This is a genomic window from Brevundimonas lutea, from assembly GCF_003704105.1.
Taxonomy (GTDB): Bacteria; Pseudomonadota; Alphaproteobacteria; order Caulobacterales; family Caulobacteraceae; genus Brevundimonas; species Brevundimonas lutea.
This window is the reverse complement of the sequence record NZ_QUOQ01000002.1, coordinates 330,786-346,945: the sequence shown is the minus strand read 5'-3', so window position 1 is coordinate 346,945 and position 16,160 is coordinate 330,786. Positions and strand designations below refer to the sequence as shown.

21 protein-coding genes and 1 pseudogene are annotated in these 16,160 nt (G+C 70.8%); 3 read left to right on the top strand and 19 right to left on the bottom strand.

Going from position 1 to position 16,160, the window contains the following annotated elements; genetic code table 11:
• Positions 1 to 51: 51 nt before the first annotated feature.
• The 7 genes and pseudogenes from EES48_RS01805 to EES48_RS15065 all read right to left on the bottom strand — a co-directional run.
• Entirely contained in the window at positions 52 to 1,203 is a 1,152-nt protein-coding gene (locus EES48_RS01805) for a phosphoserine transaminase (protein ID WP_122464666.1), read from the bottom strand.
• Between the two features lie 2 nt (positions 1,204 to 1,205).
• Positions 1,206 to 2,108 (bottom strand): DnaJ C-terminal domain-containing protein, encoded by a 903-nt coding sequence (locus EES48_RS01800; RefSeq protein ID WP_122464665.1) that lies wholly within the window; start codon positions 2,106 to 2,108, stop codon positions 1,206 to 1,208.
• An 83-nt stretch (positions 2,109 to 2,191) separates the two neighbouring features.
• Positions 2,192 to 5,932, bottom strand: coding sequence for a baseplate multidomain protein megatron (locus tag EES48_RS01795; RefSeq protein ID WP_122464664.1), 3,741 nt, complete (start codon positions 5,930 to 5,932; stop codon positions 2,192 to 2,194).
• Positions 5,920 to 6,447, bottom strand: a complete 528-nt coding sequence (locus EES48_RS01790) for an NlpC/P60 family protein (protein ID WP_122464663.1) — start codon at positions 6,445 to 6,447, stop codon at positions 5,920 to 5,922. The genes EES48_RS01795 and EES48_RS01790 overlap by 13 nt, the downstream gene beginning before the upstream one ends.
• Complete coding sequence (locus EES48_RS01785) at positions 6,444 to 7,100, bottom strand: DUF2163 domain-containing protein (protein ID WP_122464662.1); 657 nt, start codon at positions 7,098 to 7,100, stop codon at positions 6,444 to 6,446. Before EES48_RS01785 ends, EES48_RS01790 begins: the two co-directional genes overlap by 4 nt.
• A gap of 68 nt (positions 7,101 to 7,168) precedes the next feature.
• Positions 7,169 to 7,327 carry a DUF2460 domain-containing protein gene (locus EES48_RS15070; RefSeq protein WP_240623182.1) on the bottom strand — a complete coding sequence of 53 codons (159 nt, stop codon included), beginning with the start codon at positions 7,325 to 7,327 and terminating at the stop codon, positions 7,169 to 7,171.
• A gap of 18 nt (positions 7,328 to 7,345) precedes the next feature.
• Positions 7,346 to 7,575, bottom strand: a pseudogene (locus EES48_RS15065) (DUF2460 domain-containing protein); the annotation flags it as partial.
• Positions 7,576 to 7,652: 77 nt separating this feature from the next.
• On the opposite strand from EES48_RS15065, the gene EES48_RS01775 reads away from it, so the two are divergent.
• On the top strand, positions 7,653 to 8,372 hold the full coding sequence (locus EES48_RS01775; RefSeq protein ID WP_122464661.1) for a DUF805 domain-containing protein: 720 nt from the start codon (positions 7,653 to 7,655) through the stop codon (positions 8,370 to 8,372).
• Positions 8,373 to 8,375: 3 nt separating this feature from the next.
• Here EES48_RS01775 and EES48_RS01770 read toward each other — a convergent pair whose 3' ends face one another.
• From EES48_RS01770 to EES48_RS01735, 8 genes are all read right to left on the bottom strand, one after another.
• The gene (locus EES48_RS01770) at positions 8,376 to 9,014 is read right to left on the bottom strand and encodes a phage tail tape measure protein (protein WP_122464660.1); all 639 of its coding nucleotides are present in this window, start codon (positions 9,012 to 9,014) and stop codon (positions 8,376 to 8,378) included.
• A 25-nt stretch (positions 9,015 to 9,039) separates the two neighbouring features.
• Complete coding sequence (locus EES48_RS01765) at positions 9,040 to 9,198, bottom strand: phage tail assembly chaperone (protein ID WP_122464659.1); 159 nt, start codon at positions 9,196 to 9,198, stop codon at positions 9,040 to 9,042.
• A 7-nt stretch (positions 9,199 to 9,205) separates the two neighbouring features.
• The gene (locus EES48_RS01760; RefSeq protein ID WP_122464658.1) at positions 9,206 to 9,496 is read right to left on the bottom strand and encodes a GTA-gp10 family protein; all 291 of its coding nucleotides are present in this window, start codon (positions 9,494 to 9,496) and stop codon (positions 9,206 to 9,208) included.
• A complete protein-coding gene (locus EES48_RS01755) occupies positions 9,496 to 9,912 on the bottom strand; it encodes a phage major tail protein, TP901-1 family (protein ID WP_122464657.1) in 417 nt (138 codons plus the stop codon). Before EES48_RS01755 ends, EES48_RS01760 begins: the two co-directional genes overlap by 1 nt.
• A gap of 101 nt (positions 9,913 to 10,013) precedes the next feature.
• On the bottom strand, positions 10,014 to 10,436 hold the full coding sequence (locus tag EES48_RS01750; RefSeq protein WP_122464656.1) for a DUF3168 domain-containing protein: 423 nt from the start codon (positions 10,434 to 10,436) through the stop codon (positions 10,014 to 10,016).
• Positions 10,433 to 10,738, bottom strand: a complete 306-nt coding sequence (locus EES48_RS01745) for a head-tail adaptor protein (protein ID WP_122464655.1) — start codon at positions 10,736 to 10,738, stop codon at positions 10,433 to 10,435. Before EES48_RS01745 ends, EES48_RS01750 begins: the two co-directional genes overlap by 4 nt.
• A 14-nt stretch (positions 10,739 to 10,752) precedes the next feature.
• Positions 10,753 to 11,019, bottom strand: coding sequence for a head-tail connector protein (locus EES48_RS01740; RefSeq protein WP_122464654.1), 267 nt, complete (start codon positions 11,017 to 11,019; stop codon positions 10,753 to 10,755).
• A gap of 198 nt (positions 11,020 to 11,217) precedes the next feature.
• Entirely contained in the window at positions 11,218 to 12,456 is a 1,239-nt protein-coding gene (locus EES48_RS01735; RefSeq protein WP_122464653.1) for a phage major capsid protein, read from the bottom strand.
• Positions 12,457 to 12,621: 165 nt separating this feature from the next.
• Here EES48_RS01735 and EES48_RS14700 point away from each other — a divergent pair, with 165 nt between their 5' ends.
• A complete protein-coding gene (locus tag EES48_RS14700; protein ID WP_162997954.1) occupies positions 12,622 to 13,179 on the top strand; it encodes a hypothetical protein in 558 nt (185 codons plus the stop codon).
• Positions 13,180 to 13,584, top strand: a complete 405-nt coding sequence (locus tag EES48_RS01720; protein WP_122464650.1) for a hypothetical protein — start codon at positions 13,180 to 13,182, stop codon at positions 13,582 to 13,584.
• Between the two features lie 9 nt (positions 13,585 to 13,593).
• On the opposite strand, the gene EES48_RS01715 is transcribed toward EES48_RS01720, so the two are convergent.
• The 4 genes from EES48_RS01715 to EES48_RS01700 are packed head-to-tail and all read right to left on the bottom strand — an operon-like array spanning position 13,594 to position 16,138.
• Positions 13,594 to 14,208 carry a hypothetical protein gene (locus EES48_RS01715; protein WP_122464649.1) on the bottom strand — a complete coding sequence of 205 codons (615 nt, stop codon included), beginning with the start codon at positions 14,206 to 14,208 and terminating at the stop codon, positions 13,594 to 13,596.
• A 26-nt stretch (positions 14,209 to 14,234) separates the two neighbouring features.
• A complete protein-coding gene (locus EES48_RS01710; RefSeq protein ID WP_122465085.1) occupies positions 14,235 to 14,717 on the bottom strand; it encodes an HK97 family phage prohead protease in 483 nt (160 codons plus the stop codon).
• 33 nt (positions 14,718 to 14,750) lie between these two features.
• Positions 14,751 to 14,987 carry a hypothetical protein gene (locus EES48_RS01705; RefSeq protein WP_122464648.1) on the bottom strand — a complete coding sequence of 79 codons (237 nt, stop codon included), beginning with the start codon at positions 14,985 to 14,987 and terminating at the stop codon, positions 14,751 to 14,753.
• Complete coding sequence (locus EES48_RS01700) at positions 14,984 to 16,138, bottom strand: phage portal protein (protein WP_122464647.1); 1,155 nt, start codon at positions 16,136 to 16,138, stop codon at positions 14,984 to 14,986. Before EES48_RS01700 ends, EES48_RS01705 begins: the two co-directional genes overlap by 4 nt.
• Positions 16,139 to 16,160 lie beyond the last annotated feature (22 nt).

Below are 16,160 nucleotides of genomic sequence, written 5' to 3'. Positions count from 1 at the left end.
CTCCGCTGCTCGCGGGCGGAGCCTATAGCGGGGGAATCGCCGCGTGTCGCGTCAGAGGGCCGAAACAACCGCGTCGAACGCCCAATTCAGCCACGGCCCCACCGCCTCGACATCGGCCGTCTCCACCGTCGGCCCGCACCATAGCCTCAAGCCCGCCGGCGCGTTGCGGTGGCTCTCGACGTCGAACGCCGCGCCCTCGCTCTCCAGCACTACCTTCATCCGCCACACGAACGCCTGACGCGCTTCGTCGTCCAAGGCCGTGACCCGTTCATCGACGATTTTCAGGCACACCGAGGTGGTCGATCGCGTCGCCGGGTCCGCCGCCAGGAACTCCACCCACGGCGTCCGCTCGACCCAGGCCGCCAGGGCGGCGAAGTTTCGATCCGTCCGCGAGATCAGCGTCTCGACCCCGCCGACCCGCTCGGCCCACTCCAGGGCGTCGATCCAGTCCTCGATCACCGCCACCGAGAAGGTGTTGATCATCGCCCCCTTCGCCAGGGCCCGGTCGAGCCCCTTGCCGTCCTGAATCCGCAGCACCTTGGGGACCGGCCACGGCGCCCGGTGCGTGTCCAGCCGCTCCACGGCGCGAGGCGAGAGCACCATCACCCCGATCCCGGCCTCCCCGCCCAGCGCTTTCTGAAAGCTGAACGTCACGACATCCAGCTTCGGCCAGTCCAGAGGCATGGCGAAGGCCGCCGAGGTCGCGTCGCAGATGGTCAGACCCTCGCGCTCCGCCGAAATCCATCCCGCGTCCGGCACGCGAACCCCCGACGTCGTGCCGTTCCACGGAAACACCACATCGGCGGCGGGATCGACCCGGCTCAGATCCGGCAGCGCGCCCCACTCCGCCTCCAGCACCTCCGGCTGGACCCCCAGGTGATCGCGCACATCCGTCGCCCACACCTGGCCAAAATTCTCATAGGCCAGCACCTGGCACCGTCGCGCGCCCAGCATCGACCACAGCGCCGCCTCTACCGCCCCGGTGTCGGAGGCGGGCACGTACAGCATCACATGGTCCTCGGGCGGCTTCAGCACCGCCCGCGTCAGCCTCAGAGCATGGGCGAACCGCTCGACCACTTCCGGCGCGCGAATGCCTCGCCCACTCAGATCGGTGCGGCTGACGTCCCGGCTCCAGCCCGGCCGCTTGACCGTCGGACCCGAACTGAACCACGGCCGCTCGGGCCGCACCGAGGGTTTGTCCATCCTCAGCCGCCCGGCCGGTAAGGCCGCTTCGCCCGCCAGTCCTCGGCCAGCTTGACCAGCTCGGCGTCGACCTCCTCCGGCAGCATGATCACGATCCGCGCCAGCAGGTCGCCCCGACGCCCGCCGGCGAACGCGCCCCGCCCCTTTAGCCGCAACACCTTGCCCGAGTTGGAGCCCTTGGGAATAGTCATGCTGACCGTCCCCTCCGGCGTCCGTAAAGGCACCTTGGCCCCCAACACCGCGTCCGGAACCGACACCGGCAGGTCCATGCTCAGGTCCGCCCCCTCGCGCTTCCATACAGGGTGAGGCGCGATGCGTAGCTCGATCAGGGCGTCGCCCGCCGGACCGTTGCGCCCCGGCGCGCCTTGGCCCTTGAGGCGCAGAACCTGCCCGTCGGCCGCTCCCTTCGGAATGGTCACGTCCAGCATCCGCCCATCCGAAAACTGGATGCGCCGCGTCGCGCCCGCGATGGCCTCTTCCAGGCTGACCTCCAGGGTCGCCCGCACATCCTGGCCCTTGCTGGTGAAGTCGCGCGGCCCCCGCTCTCGCCCCCGGCCGCCGAACATGCCGAACAGCTCGTCCAGATCGATGTCCTCGAACTGGGCGTTGCCGCGCTGACCAAACCCGCCCGGCCGTCCGCCGGCATAGGCGCCGCCCCCCGGATAGCCCCGGAACTGCTCGCGCCCGTCCGCGTCGATCTCGCCCCGGTCGAATTTGGCGCGCTTCTCTGCGTCGCCCAGCAGGTCGAAGGCGGCGGTGATCCGCTTGAACCGCTCCTCGGACTTCGCGTCGCCCGGATTCTTGTCGGGATGCAGATCCTTGGCGAGCTTCCGGAACGCCTTCTTGATCTCCTCGGCGCTCGCGCCCTTCGAGACCCCCAGCTCCTTGTACGGATCGCCCGCCACAGACCGCTCAGCTCCACACGCCCGGCATGGGCGCCTAGGGGTGAGTTAGGCCATCACGCCGCCCACGCAAAGGGCGAGGCAGGTCAGGTCAGCGCAATCCGCGCGCTCGCGCCCCAGCCGAACACCGCCGAGCCCTGCGCCACCTCGACCCAGGCTTCGGCGATACCGTCCGGAAAATCCGCCTCGACCTCGCCCGCCGACCACATCGCCTCCGTCGCCTCGACCTCCCAGCGCCGCACCGCCGCCTCACCCGCGCCGACACTCACCCGCCATCGCTCCGGCAGGTCGGCCTGCAATGTCTCCCCGTCCCAACGATCCCCATCCAGTCGCGTCCGCGCGGTCCAGCTAAGCCGATAGCCGCCCTCGCCGTCAGATCGCGCCGCCAGATGCGCCGGACTCCACGGCCGCGCCTGCACACCGCGCCAGGTCGCCTCGACCTCCTCAAAACCATCTCCGCCCGGCGGCGCCCCCGCCGGACCCGCCCGCCAGATCAACGGCAGGCCCCGCTCGCCCCCGCTCACCTCCAGCCGCACCAGGGCATCATCCAGCACCACCACTCGCGCCCCGATGGCCGAAACGACCCGCATCTCGCCGTCCGTCCCCTGCTGCCCGCGCAGCAGGCCGCTCAGCCGCCACAGCCCCGGCTCGATCAGGTCCGCCCGCCGGTACTGCACGATCTCCCAGCCGCTTCCGGCCTCGACCGCCACCGCGCCGGCGCCCGCCAGGATCGACCGCGCGCTCCGGCTCTCGGGCGCCTGTCCCTCCAGCCGAACGACCAATCCGTTGACCTCATCCCAACGATGCAGCGGCCCGGCCCCCAGCGGCGCTTTCAGCACCCCGACGGTGGCGGGCTGGGTCACGTCCCCGCGCGGCGTCAGCCCCTCGACACCGCCGCCGGCGTGGACCCTCATCGGCCGCCACGGCTCTACCGCCACCGCCGCCAGCGGCCGGTCGTCACCCTCGGCCCCCGGCAGGGGCGGGAGGTCCAGGATCGCCACGAACGGCCGTCCGCTCGTCCCCGGCGGATCGCCCGGCCGCCAGTCTGGATCGACCTCGACCGGCGGCCCGGGCAGATACAGCCGCGCCTCGGCTGATGGCTGCTCATCACGCGTCACCCGCCCGACCCGCCACAGCCCCTCTCGTCCCGCCACCCGCACCCCGTCTCCGGGCTCCAGCCACAGGGCCGTGATCGGGTCCAGCGCCAGGGTGATCACCTCGGCGCTCGCCCCCTCCAGCAAGCGCCGCGCCGCCCGCCGCGCAAAGCCCGTCGTCGCCGCCAGCGGCAGGTCCACATCCGCCCCGCCCCCGCCCGTATCCGCGCGCCGCGCCGACACCGCTCCGGTCTGATAGTCGGCCGTCTCGTCGATGAACCGCACCCGCACCTGATCCGGTGTCGCCTCCAGCGTCCGCGTCGTCCGGATCGCCGGCCCCTCCTCCGGCAAGGCCAGGCTCGAACTCGACACCTCGACCACAGAGTCCGGCCGGCCGATCACCGCCACCCTCCCGCCCTGCTCCGCCGCCTCCGCCCCAAATGCCAGCAGCAGCGGCTCCAGCGCGTCTCGTGTCCGCATCGGCCGGTCGATCAGATAGCCGGCCGCCGCCCCCTCGACGCCCCGGATCGAGAACTCCGCCTCCTCCAGACCGCCGCGTTCCAGCACCGCTCGGATCAGGTCAGAGCCATCCCCCATGGCCCGCCCGTTCAGCCAGTGGCCGCCCGTCCAGTTCGGCCCGTCCGCCCACACATCAACTCGCGCCGGAAAGTCCGGATAGGGCCGCGCGTCCCAGCACCAGGCATCCAGCCCCTCGATCATCCGCCCTGCGTATTCCGTCGCTTCCGGATTGTTCGCCGGATCGCGCCAATGCCTCAGCATGGCCTCCAGCGCCCGCCGCTGCATCAGGTCATCGCGGTCGCCGGTCGAATAAGGCGGCAGGTGGCTCTCGCTGCTCTTGGGATCGACGAACAGGTTCGGCGCATTGGCCCCCTTGTCCACCGCCGCGCAACCGAACTCGACCAGCCGGATCGGCTTCATCCCAGCCGTCCAGGCCGTTGGCGTCTCCGCCCGCACCCCGTCCGGCCGGTCGTGGTGCGCCCGCCCCCACCAGTTTCTCAGGTCCTTGCAGCGATAAACCCATGGCTCGTCATGCGCGCCGTCCGTGATCGGCGTCCGCGTCTGGGCATCGCGGTCCATCGGGTTGGCGTAGAACCAGTCGAACCCTTCCCCGCCCTCGATCCGGCTGTCGAGATAGTCGGGGCCATGCACCCCATCCCAGCCCTCCAGAGCGTCCAGATGCGCCTCGCCCCCGCGCCAGTCCGTGATCGGCGCGTACCAGTCGATGGCCACGTGATCGACCGCCGCGTTCGACCACAGCGGGTCCAGGTGAAAGGCGACGTGCCCCGACCCATCGGCCGGCTGATGCCCGAAATACTCACTCCAGTCCGCCGCATAGCTGAGGCTGCGCCACGCCCCCAGGATCGCCCGGCATTCGCCCGCCAGGGCCACCAGTTCCGTCACCGCAGGATAGCCCCCCGCCTCGTCCCGCAACGTCGTGACCCCGCGCAGCTCCGAGCCGACCAGCATTCCGTCCGCCCCGGCCTCGACCGTCAGTTCGGCGTAATGGCGCGCCATCCGCCTCAAACCCCAGTCGTCCGGCCCGCCGAAAAAGGCTGCGACCTCGCCCGCGACCGACGCCGTCCGATCCGATCCCGTGATCCTTCCGCGCCACGGATAAGGCGCCTGCTCGAGGCCTCCGTAGGGGTCGTCCAACCCGTTCTCCGGCGCGATGTCCATGAACACGAACGGATAGATCACCACCTCGTAGCCGCGATCCTTCAGCATCCGCACGGCGTCCACCACCGTCTGGTCCGAAGGCGTCCCGCCATAGGCCGGCCGGCCCTCATGCCCCGAGATCAGGTGCGCGTCGTCGCGCCCCAGCCCCGCCACGCCCCATTCGATCGGTTCGGTCGGCTTGTCGCGCCGCTCAACGCCCGGCCAGATCCGGCACTCCCCTGCTCTTAGGTCCGTACCGAACCAGCCCACGACCAGATTGACCCGCTTCACCCGCGGAAAATCCCGCTCCAGCTGATCGACCGCCACCCTCAGGTCCGGCGACCCGATCAGGTTGTTCAGGTTCTCGGCCGTCGTCCGGGTCAGCCCCTCGCGCCGGAACACTGGCTGGGTCGCCAGGGTGAACTCCCCGGCCCCGGGGATCAGACAGACTCCCTCCAGCATCTCTTCCAGCCCGTCCGGCGCCGACACCCGCCGCAGCACCTCGAAACTCAGCTGCGGCGGCCGGTTGCCGAACGGGGCCAGCGGCAGATCCTCGAACACCACATAGGCCGTCCCGCGATAGGCCGGCGCCGCCCCCTCGACCGCCTCGATCAACGGATCGGGCTGCTGGACCTCGGTCCCGCGATGCACCCGCATCGTCGCCCCATCCAGGCGCAGCGGCTGTCCGTCCGCCCACACCCGTCCAATGCCGTCGATCGGCCCCTCGCACAGGGCGACGGCGAAGCTCAGCGAATAGTCGTAGTCGACCGTGCGCGGCCCGCCCTTGCCGCCGCCGTTCTCGTTTCGCCGTTCCAGAAACCGCGCCGCCCAGATCATTTGGCCGGTCACGCGCACCCGGCCCAAGGCGCAGGCCATCGGCTGGCCTTCCGCCGTCGCCTGCAGCCTCAGCGTCTCCAGACGCGGCCCCCGCTGACGCGGCGCCGCCAGGCTCGACACCAGCAGACCGTCCAGCGCCCGCCCAGCCAGGGCCCCCAGCGCCCGCCCGATGCCGCCCCCGATCGCCCCGCCAACCCCGCCCAGGATCACCTGCGCCATGCATCGTCCTCCGGCCAGGTGAAGGCCGCGACCAGTCGCCGCTTCCACCAGTCGCCCATCCAGCTCTCGATCACCGACCGCCCCCAATAGGCGTGGATCATCCGCGCCCCCGGCTGGCCCACCGCGCTCAGAACAGCGCAGTGTTTCACCGGCGCCCCTTCCGCCATTCGGAACAGCAGCACATCCCCCGGCCGCGCCGCCTTGCGCGCGACCGGAACCAGCCAACGCCGCGCCGCCGCCAGCATCAGTTCCTCGCCGCTCCGCTCGGCCCAGTCCGGCGAATAGGGCGGCAAGACCTCAGGCTCGTCGCCGTAAAGCCTTCGCCACACCCCCCGCATCAGCCCCAGGCAGTCGCACCCCGCCCCCTTGACCGAGGCCTGATGCCGATACGGCGTCCCCAGCCACCCCCGCGCCTCTTCCAGAGCGAGACGCCGCGCCTCTCCCTCCCCTTCAGGGGAGGATGATCGCGCCGGCGACCGGGTGGGGGCGCTCCGAGATCGGTCGGGGCTCCTCACCGCCGGCTCCCCCCATCATGCCGCCCCCCCTCGGCCGGCACGGCCGTCAGGAAGTCGTCGCCCGGAATGTCCGGAAAGCCCCGGAACCGTGTCGCATTGCCGAACCGCTCCCGACACGTCCGAAAACTGCGGTCGCACACCGTTTCGTCGGGCCAGGCGCTGAGATCGACCCCGCAACGCGCATCGCCCAGCATCGCGTCGCAGAGCCGCCCATAGGTCCGCCCGACCACCCGCTCCAGCTTGGCCAGCGGCCCTTCCACCTCGGCGGTGAAGACCTCGCCCGCCCGCGTGATCCGGCTCAGCCGCCCGACCCACAGCCGCACCCGCAATGCCGGCTCGGACCAGTCCACGCGCCACAGCGAGACCTCCGCCCCGTCCCACAGCCCGGCCGCCACATCGCCTTCCGAAATGGTCTCGGCGTCCAGCACCCCCGACGCCGACGCCTGCCCCGGCGCCGTCCCCTCCGCCGTCTCCGCCGCCCCGGCGGCCCAGCCCGTCCCCGCCCGGCACACGACCCCGTCCACCTCCAGATCCCGGTCGTGATCCGTGAACCCAAAGCGCGCGCCATCGCCCCGCCTGGCGATCCACACATGGCAAAGCATCGCCGCTCCGCCCGCCACGCGGTCGGAGAGGCCCGAAGGCAGGATTCTCATAACAATCTCCTCTCCCTCCCCCTCGGGGGAGGGCAGGTCGCGCAGTGACCAGGTTGGGCGCTCCGCCCCTAGACCCTCACTTCAATCAACGGCATCGCCGCCATCCGGCCCGCGCCGAAGGTCTCCAGCGTCACCTCGATCCGGTCGGAATCAAACCGCACCGGCGTGTCGAACAGAAACCCCGCAGTGATCGCCGCCCCGGCCTCAGGCGGCGTCTCGAAGACCACTTCGCCGAGTCCCGGAACCGGAACCCGAACAGCCGCCCCCGCCGCGCCTCGAAGAACTCCGTCAGCGCCGCCATATCCTCCAGCGACCTCAGACCCGCCCCGATCAGATAGCGCCGGCGCCCGTTCAGCCACGGGCTCGACCGCCGTTCGAACCCGGACCCCAGGGTGGCGATCTCGGTCCGCCGCTCCACCCCGCCCGTCGATCCGAACGCCAGTCGCGCCGGCAGCCGCACCTCGTGAAAATTCATGGTCCCGACCCGCGTTCTCTTGCGCGCGCCTCCGAAACGCGGCCAACTCGCGGCCGCACTTCAGGGGAGGCTTCAACGTGCGTGGTGAAATTCTCAGCTTCGATGACGTCAGCGGCATGGGCCTGATCTCGGGCGACGACGGCCAACGCTACGCCTTCGATCGCGCCGGCTTCCCCGGCCTCGGCGTTCCGCGCGCCGGCCAGCGGGTCGATTTCGTCGCATCGGGCGACATCGCCACCAACATCATGCCCCTGGCCGGAGAGACGTCCGCCCGCCCCGGCTACACGCCCGGCGTCGCTGGCTCGGGATCCGGCCTCGGCTCGGACATCGACTGGAAGCACCTGATGCTGTCCTTCGAGGGTCGCATCCGCCGCAGCCATTTCTGGATCGCCTGGGTCATTCTGCTCGCCATCGGCATCGTCACCAGCTGGCTGCCTCTGATCGGCGGCCTGATCGGTCTGCTGCTGATCTGGCCCAACCTGGCCATCTCGGTGAAGCGCCTCCACGACATGGGTCAGACCGGCTGGTGGGTCGCCCTGCCCTGGGTCGCCGGCATCATTCTGTTCTTCGTCGGCGTGGGCATGATCGGCATGGGCGCCATCACCACGGGCCAGACATGGGACGACAATCCCTGGGCCATGATGGCCGTCATGGGACCCGCCATGGGCGCGTTTGGCCTCAGCGCCCTGATCGGCCTGGGTTTCCTGCTCTGGATCGGCCTGATGCCCGGGACGGTCGGACCCAACCGGTTCGGCCAGGACCCCAAGGGCGGCGTCGCTCCCGAAACGTTCGACTAGGCGTCACAGCCGCCGCGCGCCCAGCGCCACCGCCCGCGCCAGGGTCTGGGCCAGCTGCGCCTCGGACCGCAGCAGCCCCTCGGCCGGACCGGTCAGGCTGACATTGACGGTCACGGGGGCGCCGGTCTCGATCTGCCGCGTGGCGCTCCGCTCGATCGTTGTGCGCCGCTCCAGGCTCGGTGCGAGGGCCCCGAGCGGTGCGCTCAGCTTCCTGAAGGCTATGCCCGGCGGCGCCGTGGGTGGGACAGCCGATGATGGCTGGGCATGACTGGGAACGAGTCCGTCGCGGCTCCCTGCGGTCGAAGACACGCCTCCGAACACCGCGCTCAGGATTCCGCCCAGGCCAGACCCCAGGGTCGCGACCAGGACCTCCAGTCCGCCCGTCGCCCGACCGCCGCTGAACAGCCCGTTCAGCGTATTCAGCATCAGCCGCGCCAGTTCCGCCAGGCTGATCTCGCCATCCGCCGCCGCCCTCGCCAGCGACCGCGCCAGGCTGGATCCCGCCCGCGCAAAAGCGTCGTCGATCGCCTGGGCCGCCCGCTCCGCCGGCTCGCGCAACCCCTCCAGCGCCTCGGCCGCCTCGCCCAGACGCAGCAGGTCATCGGCTTGGTCGTTCACGGGTGGTCCGCGCTCGTCAATCATTGATTGCCTCTCCCGTCCGGTCCGGCTATGCCTCGGCCAGCGCCTCCAGCTCGCGCCGCGACATCGGCGTCGGCACAGCCGCCGGTCCGGTCAGCATCCGCCACTCCCGCACCGACAGTCGCCAGAACGCCTCGGGCGCCACGCCCATCAGCCCGGCCGCTCGCATCGCCTCGCCCCAGTCCATGATCGGGTCAGGCCGCCGCCGCGAACGCCCGCGCCACGGCGCCGGCCGCCGCGCGCGGATCGACCCGCGCCTCGCCCAGCCCGCGCGCCAGCTCGCTCTCGCCGCCGCCCCTCAACAGGGCGGCCAGCACAACCATCAGGTCGCGCGCCGACAGCGTCCGCATCCGCGCCGCCAACGCCTCGAACCCCTGAACGCCCAGGTCCGTCTCGATCTCGGCCAGCGCTCCCAGCGTCAGGCACAACGTCCGCTCCGCCCCCGCCAGCTCCGCCGTCACCTCTCCCCGCGCCCCGTTCGGCATCAGGCGACCTCGAACGTCAGCTCGCCCGCGCTCTCCAGCCCGACCGAAAAGCTCGCTTCGCCCTCGTGTTCGCCGGCGTACTCCAGCTGCGTGATCTGGAACGGCCCCTCGATCGTGCCGAAGTCCGGCACGATCAACCGCCACCGCCGCGCCGCCTGGTCGAAGAAGGCCTCGCGCATCCGGGCGTCGGACTCCGCGTCGCGGAACACCCCCTGACCCCGCACCTCCGCCGATCGCACGCCCGCGCCGGCCAGCAGTTCACGCCACCGACCGGCGCTGTCGGAATCCGTCACATCCACCGTGCGCGCGTTCAAAGCGATGGTCCGCGCCCTCAGCCCCGCCACCGTCTCGAACCCCTCCGGCGACCCGCCGTCGCCGATCTTCAACAGAATGTCCTTGCCGCGTTGAGCCGCCATTGTTCGTTCCCTCGTGAGTCGTGATTGGTAAGTCGTGAGTAGGAAGAAGGCGTCGCGTGACGGAGACAGGCCCCGTTCATCACGACTCACCACTCACGACCTCACGCGTCCTCCGTCACCGCCCTCAGCCGCAGCACCCCATAGGCCCGGGCGAAGCCGCGTCCGTGAAAGGTCTCGGCCATCATCGCCGTCAGGCTGATCACCCTCAGCCCCTCGATCTCCGGCCGCGTGTCGTCCAGACAGGCCCGCGCCGCCGCAATCGCCGCCCGCGCCTCTTCCACCCCGTGAAAGGCCGAAGAGCAGGTCAGGGTCAGCCGGTGCTCGACGCCGCAGCCCAGACCTCTGACCGGCCGGCTCTCCACCGCTCCCAGGGTCAGGAACGGCTCGCCCGCCTCCGCCGGCGCCCGGTCCCACACGCGTGGGGCCACGCCCAGCACCGCCCGCACCCCGGCGTCCGCCTTCAGCCAAGCGATCAGGGCGGCGACCAACAGCCCCGCGTGATCCGCAATCCCATGCCCGCTCATCGCGTCGTCCTCTCCAGGCTCAGCGTCGCCCGCCCAGGCCGGGGCTGGTCCGGATCGACCAGCCGGATGCGCCAGTCCCGGCCGTCCAGCCGGACCACCCGGCCTGCGACCAGACGCGGCTCCATCCGCGTCACCGCCTCCAGCCGCTCGATCGTCTCGGTCTGGCCCGCCGTGGCGCCCTCGCTGCGCGACCGCTCGCCCAGCGCCAGCCACACCACGCCCAGCGGCTCATAGCTCACCGCCCGACCGCCCTGCGCCGTCTCGGTCTCGACCGCCTCCAAGAGCTCGCCGAGACGCCGCATTCGCCCTGCGCTCGTCACAGCCGGGCCTCGCGGTACGGCGCCAGCCAGGGCTCGACCTCCGACAGCCCCACCGACGCCTCGCCCCGCTCATAGGCGGCTAGCGCCAGCATCAGGATGGCCAGCCGCAAGCCCGCCGGCGAGGTCGAGGTCAGAGACATCCCCACCGCCCCCTCGACCCGCGTCCGCGCCGCGTCGATCAGCGTCTGGATCAGCGCGTCCTCGTCCCCATGCGCCACGCGCAGGAACAGCTTCGCCTCGGCCAGGGAAACCGGTGCGGTCATGGATCACCTCGAAAAAGAAGACCCTCTCCCGGCGGGAGAGGGCTTGAGCGTACGGTCGCGAAGCGGCCGTCCTCGCGCGAAAGGGTGAGGGGTCAGACCCTGGAACTCTGGCGTCACGCCCCTCACCCGACCGCGCCAGAACAACGGCTGCCGCCGTCGTGCGCGGTCTCCCTCTCCCGCCGGGAAAGGGAGGACTCATCAGGCCGCGCCGAACCGCATCACCTTGATCGCGTCGAAGTCCTGCACCCCGCCGCCGACACGCTTTGTGGTGTAGAACAGCACATAGGGCTTGGCCGAGAACGGATCCCTCAGCACCCGCACCCCCGCCCGATCGACGATCAGATAGCCACGCTGGAAGTCACCGAAAGCGATCGACAGGCTGCCCGACGCCATCGCCGGCATGGTCTCGATCTCGGTCACCGGATAGCCCAGCAGCGTCGGCGTATCCCCGGCCCGACCTGGCGGCAGCCAGATGTAGGCGCCGTCCGAGTCCTTGAACTTCCGCACCGCCGAAACCACGCCCCGGTTCATGACAAAGCGCGCGTTCGGCCGGTACTGGGCCTTGGGCGCATAGACCAGGTCGATCAGCCGGTCGGTCGGATCCTCCACCGCGAAACCGCCGTCGGCGCCGGACAGCACCTCGCCGATCTCGCCCCACGCCTGGGTCCCGTCCGTCACCGTCGGATAGTCCAGGAAACCGCGCGGCTTGTTGACGCCGTCACCGCGCACAAAGGCCTCGGTCTCCTGCGCCGCGAAGGCGTCCTCCACCTCGGCCGCCAGCCATTCGTCCAGGTCCAGCAAGGCGTCATCCAGCAAGGTCTGGGTCGCCGCCGGCGAGGCGTAGAGCTCGCCCGCCGGAAACTCGAGCAGCTTCAGCATCGCCGGATCGGTCTCGGGCCGCGGCGCCGTTTCGGCCACCCAACCAGAGGCCACGCCGTCGACCGACACCGGCTTGCGGTACACGCCCGCCGCCACCGTCCGGACCGTGGCGATCTCGCGCATCGGGCTGCCTGCCATCAGACGTCGCTCGATGGCCCGCTCGGTCTGCGGCGGCACTACATAGCCGCCCGAGTCCGCCGCCGAGGACAGACCCGACTTCACCTCCAGACCGACGCCGGCCCTGAGATAGCTGTCGAACGCAGACTTCTCCTCCCCATGAAATGGGGAGGGGGACCGCGAAGCGGTGGAGGGGCTCGCACCCCCAAGCGCCGGCCTGCGCCCCTCGCTCGCCAGCCGTTCCAGCCGCCCCTGCGCCGAGGCCACCGCCCGGTCGATCCGCGCCACCTTCTCCTCCAGCAGCACATCGGCCGAGGCCTTCTTCTCGATCTCGTCCAGCCGCTGGTCGTTGGCCTCCTTGAAGCCCTCGAACGCCGCCATCACGGCATGCAACGCCGCCGTCGCCTCCGGCGAAGCCGGAGCCTGTTTGGTCTCTTTCATGATGTCTCCGCTGTTCTCCCTCTCCCGGCGGGAGGGGGCTTGAGCGCGCGAGAGCGAAGCGATCGCCCTGGCGCGAAAGGGTGAGGGGTGACGACGCCGCCGCCTTGACCCCGATCCTCGAAAATCCGCTACTGCCTCAGCCGCCCTCGCGGCCGGAGCCGCCCCATGCGCCTGATCCTGATCCTGGCCGCCCTGTTGACCGCAACCCCGGCGCTCGCTCAGGAGCCTTCAGTTCCCGCGCCGCAGGCCTCAGCCCCCGCCGCCCCCGCCGACGTCCAGTCGATCGACGCCATCGTCGCCGCCCTCTACGACGTCATCTCCGGCGACGCCGGCCAGGCCCGAGACTGGGATCGTTTCCGCAGCCTCTTCCACCCCACCGGCCGCCTGATGCCCACCGGCCGTGATGCCCAAGGCCAGGCCACGGTCCGCGCCGTCTCTCCCGACGACTACATCGCCCGCTCCGAGCCCTTCATGCTCGACCAGGGCTTCCACGAACGCGAACTGGCCCGCCGCACCGAACGCTTCGGCGCGATCGCCCACGTCTTCTCCACCTACGACGCCCGCCACAGCCTCTCGGACCCCGAGCCCTTCGCCCGAGGCGTCAACAGCATCCAGCTGTTCCACGACGGCGCCCGCTGGTGGATCCTCTCCGTCTACTGGCAGGCCGAAAACCCGGAGACGCCGCTCCCGGCGGAGTATCTGCTCCCGAGCCTGGCCCGCTGAATGAGCCGCCTGGATGAGTCTTGGGACCGCTTCGCCATGTTTGCAGGACGGCGACTCCCTCGCATCGCGCAAATAGTCTGGCTTGCCTCAGAGGCGATCGTCTTCGCCGTGGCGATCCTTCACATTTTCGGAGATCGACAGCAGGCCGAAGCGTGGCTGGGCCAAAGTTCATCCGGCCGCTTGTCTCTCCCCTCGGGAAGCACCCCCATCTTTGTCCTCACGATGATGGTCCTGCTGGCGATCATTCACAGACATCTCGTCTCTCGCCGGGACGCGATCCTCGGAAAGGGCGATGATGAAGTGTCTCTGATGCGCCTGGATGGTCAGGACGAACAGCGCGCCAGGTTTCTGGTCGTAGTTATTTTCGCGATCGCAGCTATTGCGATCCTGATCTTTCGTTGGTGACCCACCCCCTCATCGGAAGTTGCAGCTCGTCCCGCCCCACAGATTGGTGACCCGCGCGGTCTCTCCGGTTCCGTTCAGAATGCCGAACACGCCGCCCGCGTCGAACTCCTGACCCAGGCTCGTCTCCTCGACCTCGACCACCGTCGGGCCGCCGTCCAGCTCCGCGCGGGTCGTGCCCACGCCCAGTCCGCCCATGGTCGAGGCGCCGCCGCCTTCGCCGTTCAGCGCCCAGCCGACAAAGACGCCGTCCTGGAACCAGGCCGTCAGCCCGTCGTCCCAACTCGCGTACTGCAGCGGCCCCGTCCCGCAGTCGGAATTGGTCCCCCGCTCGTCCGCCGCCTGGCCGCGAACCGTTTCCAGCTGGCGCATCACCTCCGCCTCGGCCTGACCGAATTCGATCAGCCGCGTGGAGCCGCTGGCCAGGATCACCGCCCGCAACCCCTCGCCATCCAGCGCCAGGGCCGCATCCGGATTGCCCGCCGGCGCCGCCTCGGTGTTCTCGACGGGCGGCGTGGTTTCCACCGCATCCGCCTCGACCGATGCGGCCGGCGCCGCCTGCTCGGCTGACTCATTGGAACAGGCCCCCAGGGCCATCACGGCGATCCCGACCATCAAACGGCGCATCCGACACTCCTTCGCGGCTCGTCCGATCAAAGCGTCTGGCCCAAAGCGCCGTTCCCATTCTCGCCGCCGACCACCCCGAACCGCGCCCCCGCCAGCATCGGAAACGTCACCAGCGACACCTCCCAGAGGTCCACGCCCGACAGCACCCTTAGCCGGCCCTCGCGCCGCGCCCGCGCCGTCCGGAACCCGATCGACAGCCCGTCCAGCGCCCCGGCCCGGGCCAGCGACCGCGCGAACCGCGCTTCGGCCGACCAGTCGAATAGCCGACCCCGCACCCGTAAGCCCCGCCCGTCCTCGACCATCTCGTCCCACACCCCGACCACCGCGCGCTCGTCGTGCTGATGCAGCATCCGCACCCCCGCCGCCCCGCGCCGCGTCAGGCTCTCGGCGAAGGCTCCCCGGGCCACCACGTCCCCGTTCAGGTCCGCCTGACCCCAGAGGGACGCGTAGCCCTGGATCGTGAGTGGTGAGCCGTGAGTCGTGAGTGGTGGTCGGTGATTAGCCGCCATCGCCTGATCCATCCTCATCCCCCTACTCACGATTCACGATTCACGACTCACGACCCGCGCCTCGATCCGCTCGACCGCCGCCCGCGTGGCCAGGCTCTGCTCCTCCAGCCGCGCCAGCCGTTCCGCCACCATCCGCTGCTCGGCGACGCGGTCCTCCAGCGTGCCGATCCGCGATGCGGCGCCCCCGGCCCACACCAGCCCCGCCACCGCCTGCGCCGCGAGCGCCACCAGCAGCGCCGTCGGCACCCGCCTGACCTGATGCTCACTCATCCCCCGACGCCGGCCATCCGCCGCCGCTCCTCGACCGACAGAAAGCTCGCCGCCTCCAGCCGCGCCCACAGCGCGTCCCGCTCCGGCTGCAGCGCCGGCACCGCGTCCAGGTCCGGCTCGATCCGACACCCCGGGAACCGCACAGCCAGCCACGCCGTCATCGCCCCCGCCGTCTTCGTGACCAGCGGCAGCACCGTCTGCCGCCAGAAGGCGACATTGGCTTCGCGATAGTTCGAATAGGTCGCGTCCCCGGGGATCCCCAACAGCTGCGGCGGCACCCCGAACGCCAGGGCGATCTCCCGCGCCGCCGCGTGCTTCCCGGCCGCGAAATCCATCTCCTGCGGGCTCAGGCTCATCGCCTTCCAGTCCAGCCCGCCCTCCAGCACCATCGGCCGCCCGGCGTTCAGCGCGCCCCGATGGCTGTCGTCCAGCTGCGCCTTCAGCGCCGCGAACTGCCCGTCGGTCAGCCGCGCTCCGTCCTTGGCCCCGTAGACCAGCGCCCCCGATGGCCTGGCCGCATTGTCCAGCAGGGCCTTGTTCCAGGCCCCCGACGCATTGTGCACATCGATAGCGAAGGCCGCCGCCTCCATCGGGCTCTGGCCGTACCAGTCGTCGCGCGGATTGAAGAGCTTCAGGTGCAGCACCGGCGAAAACCCGTCCGCCGCCCGCATCATCCGCGCCGTCCGCCCGGCCACCTCATACTCGTACCCCGCCGGCCAGCCGTTCGGCCCGGGAACCACCCGCACCCGGTCGGGCCTCAGGGCGTACAGCTCCTCCGGCGCCCCCTCGCCGCCATTAACGGCTTCCAGATAGGCGTTCCCCGCCGTCTGCAGCGCGCCGTACAGCGCCTCCAGCAGTTCCCCCGCCCCCTGCTCCGGATTGGGCCGCGCCAGCAGCGCTGTCAGCGGATGATCCGCCCCCGCCCGCTCGCCGCCATCGAACACCACCAGCGGCACGCTCGCCGCCGCCTCCGCCACCATCCGAACGCAGCGATAAGCCACCGGATTCCGCGCGAACCCCTCCTCCGCCAGGCTCAGGTAATCCCGAGGCGTCCACACCGCCCTGCGCCCCTGTGAAAACGCGATCAGCGGCCCCGCCGCCGACGCCTTCTCCTCCAGCCCGGCCGTACGCGACCGCCACCAATCGAACATGACTGCTCCAATCATCACCTCT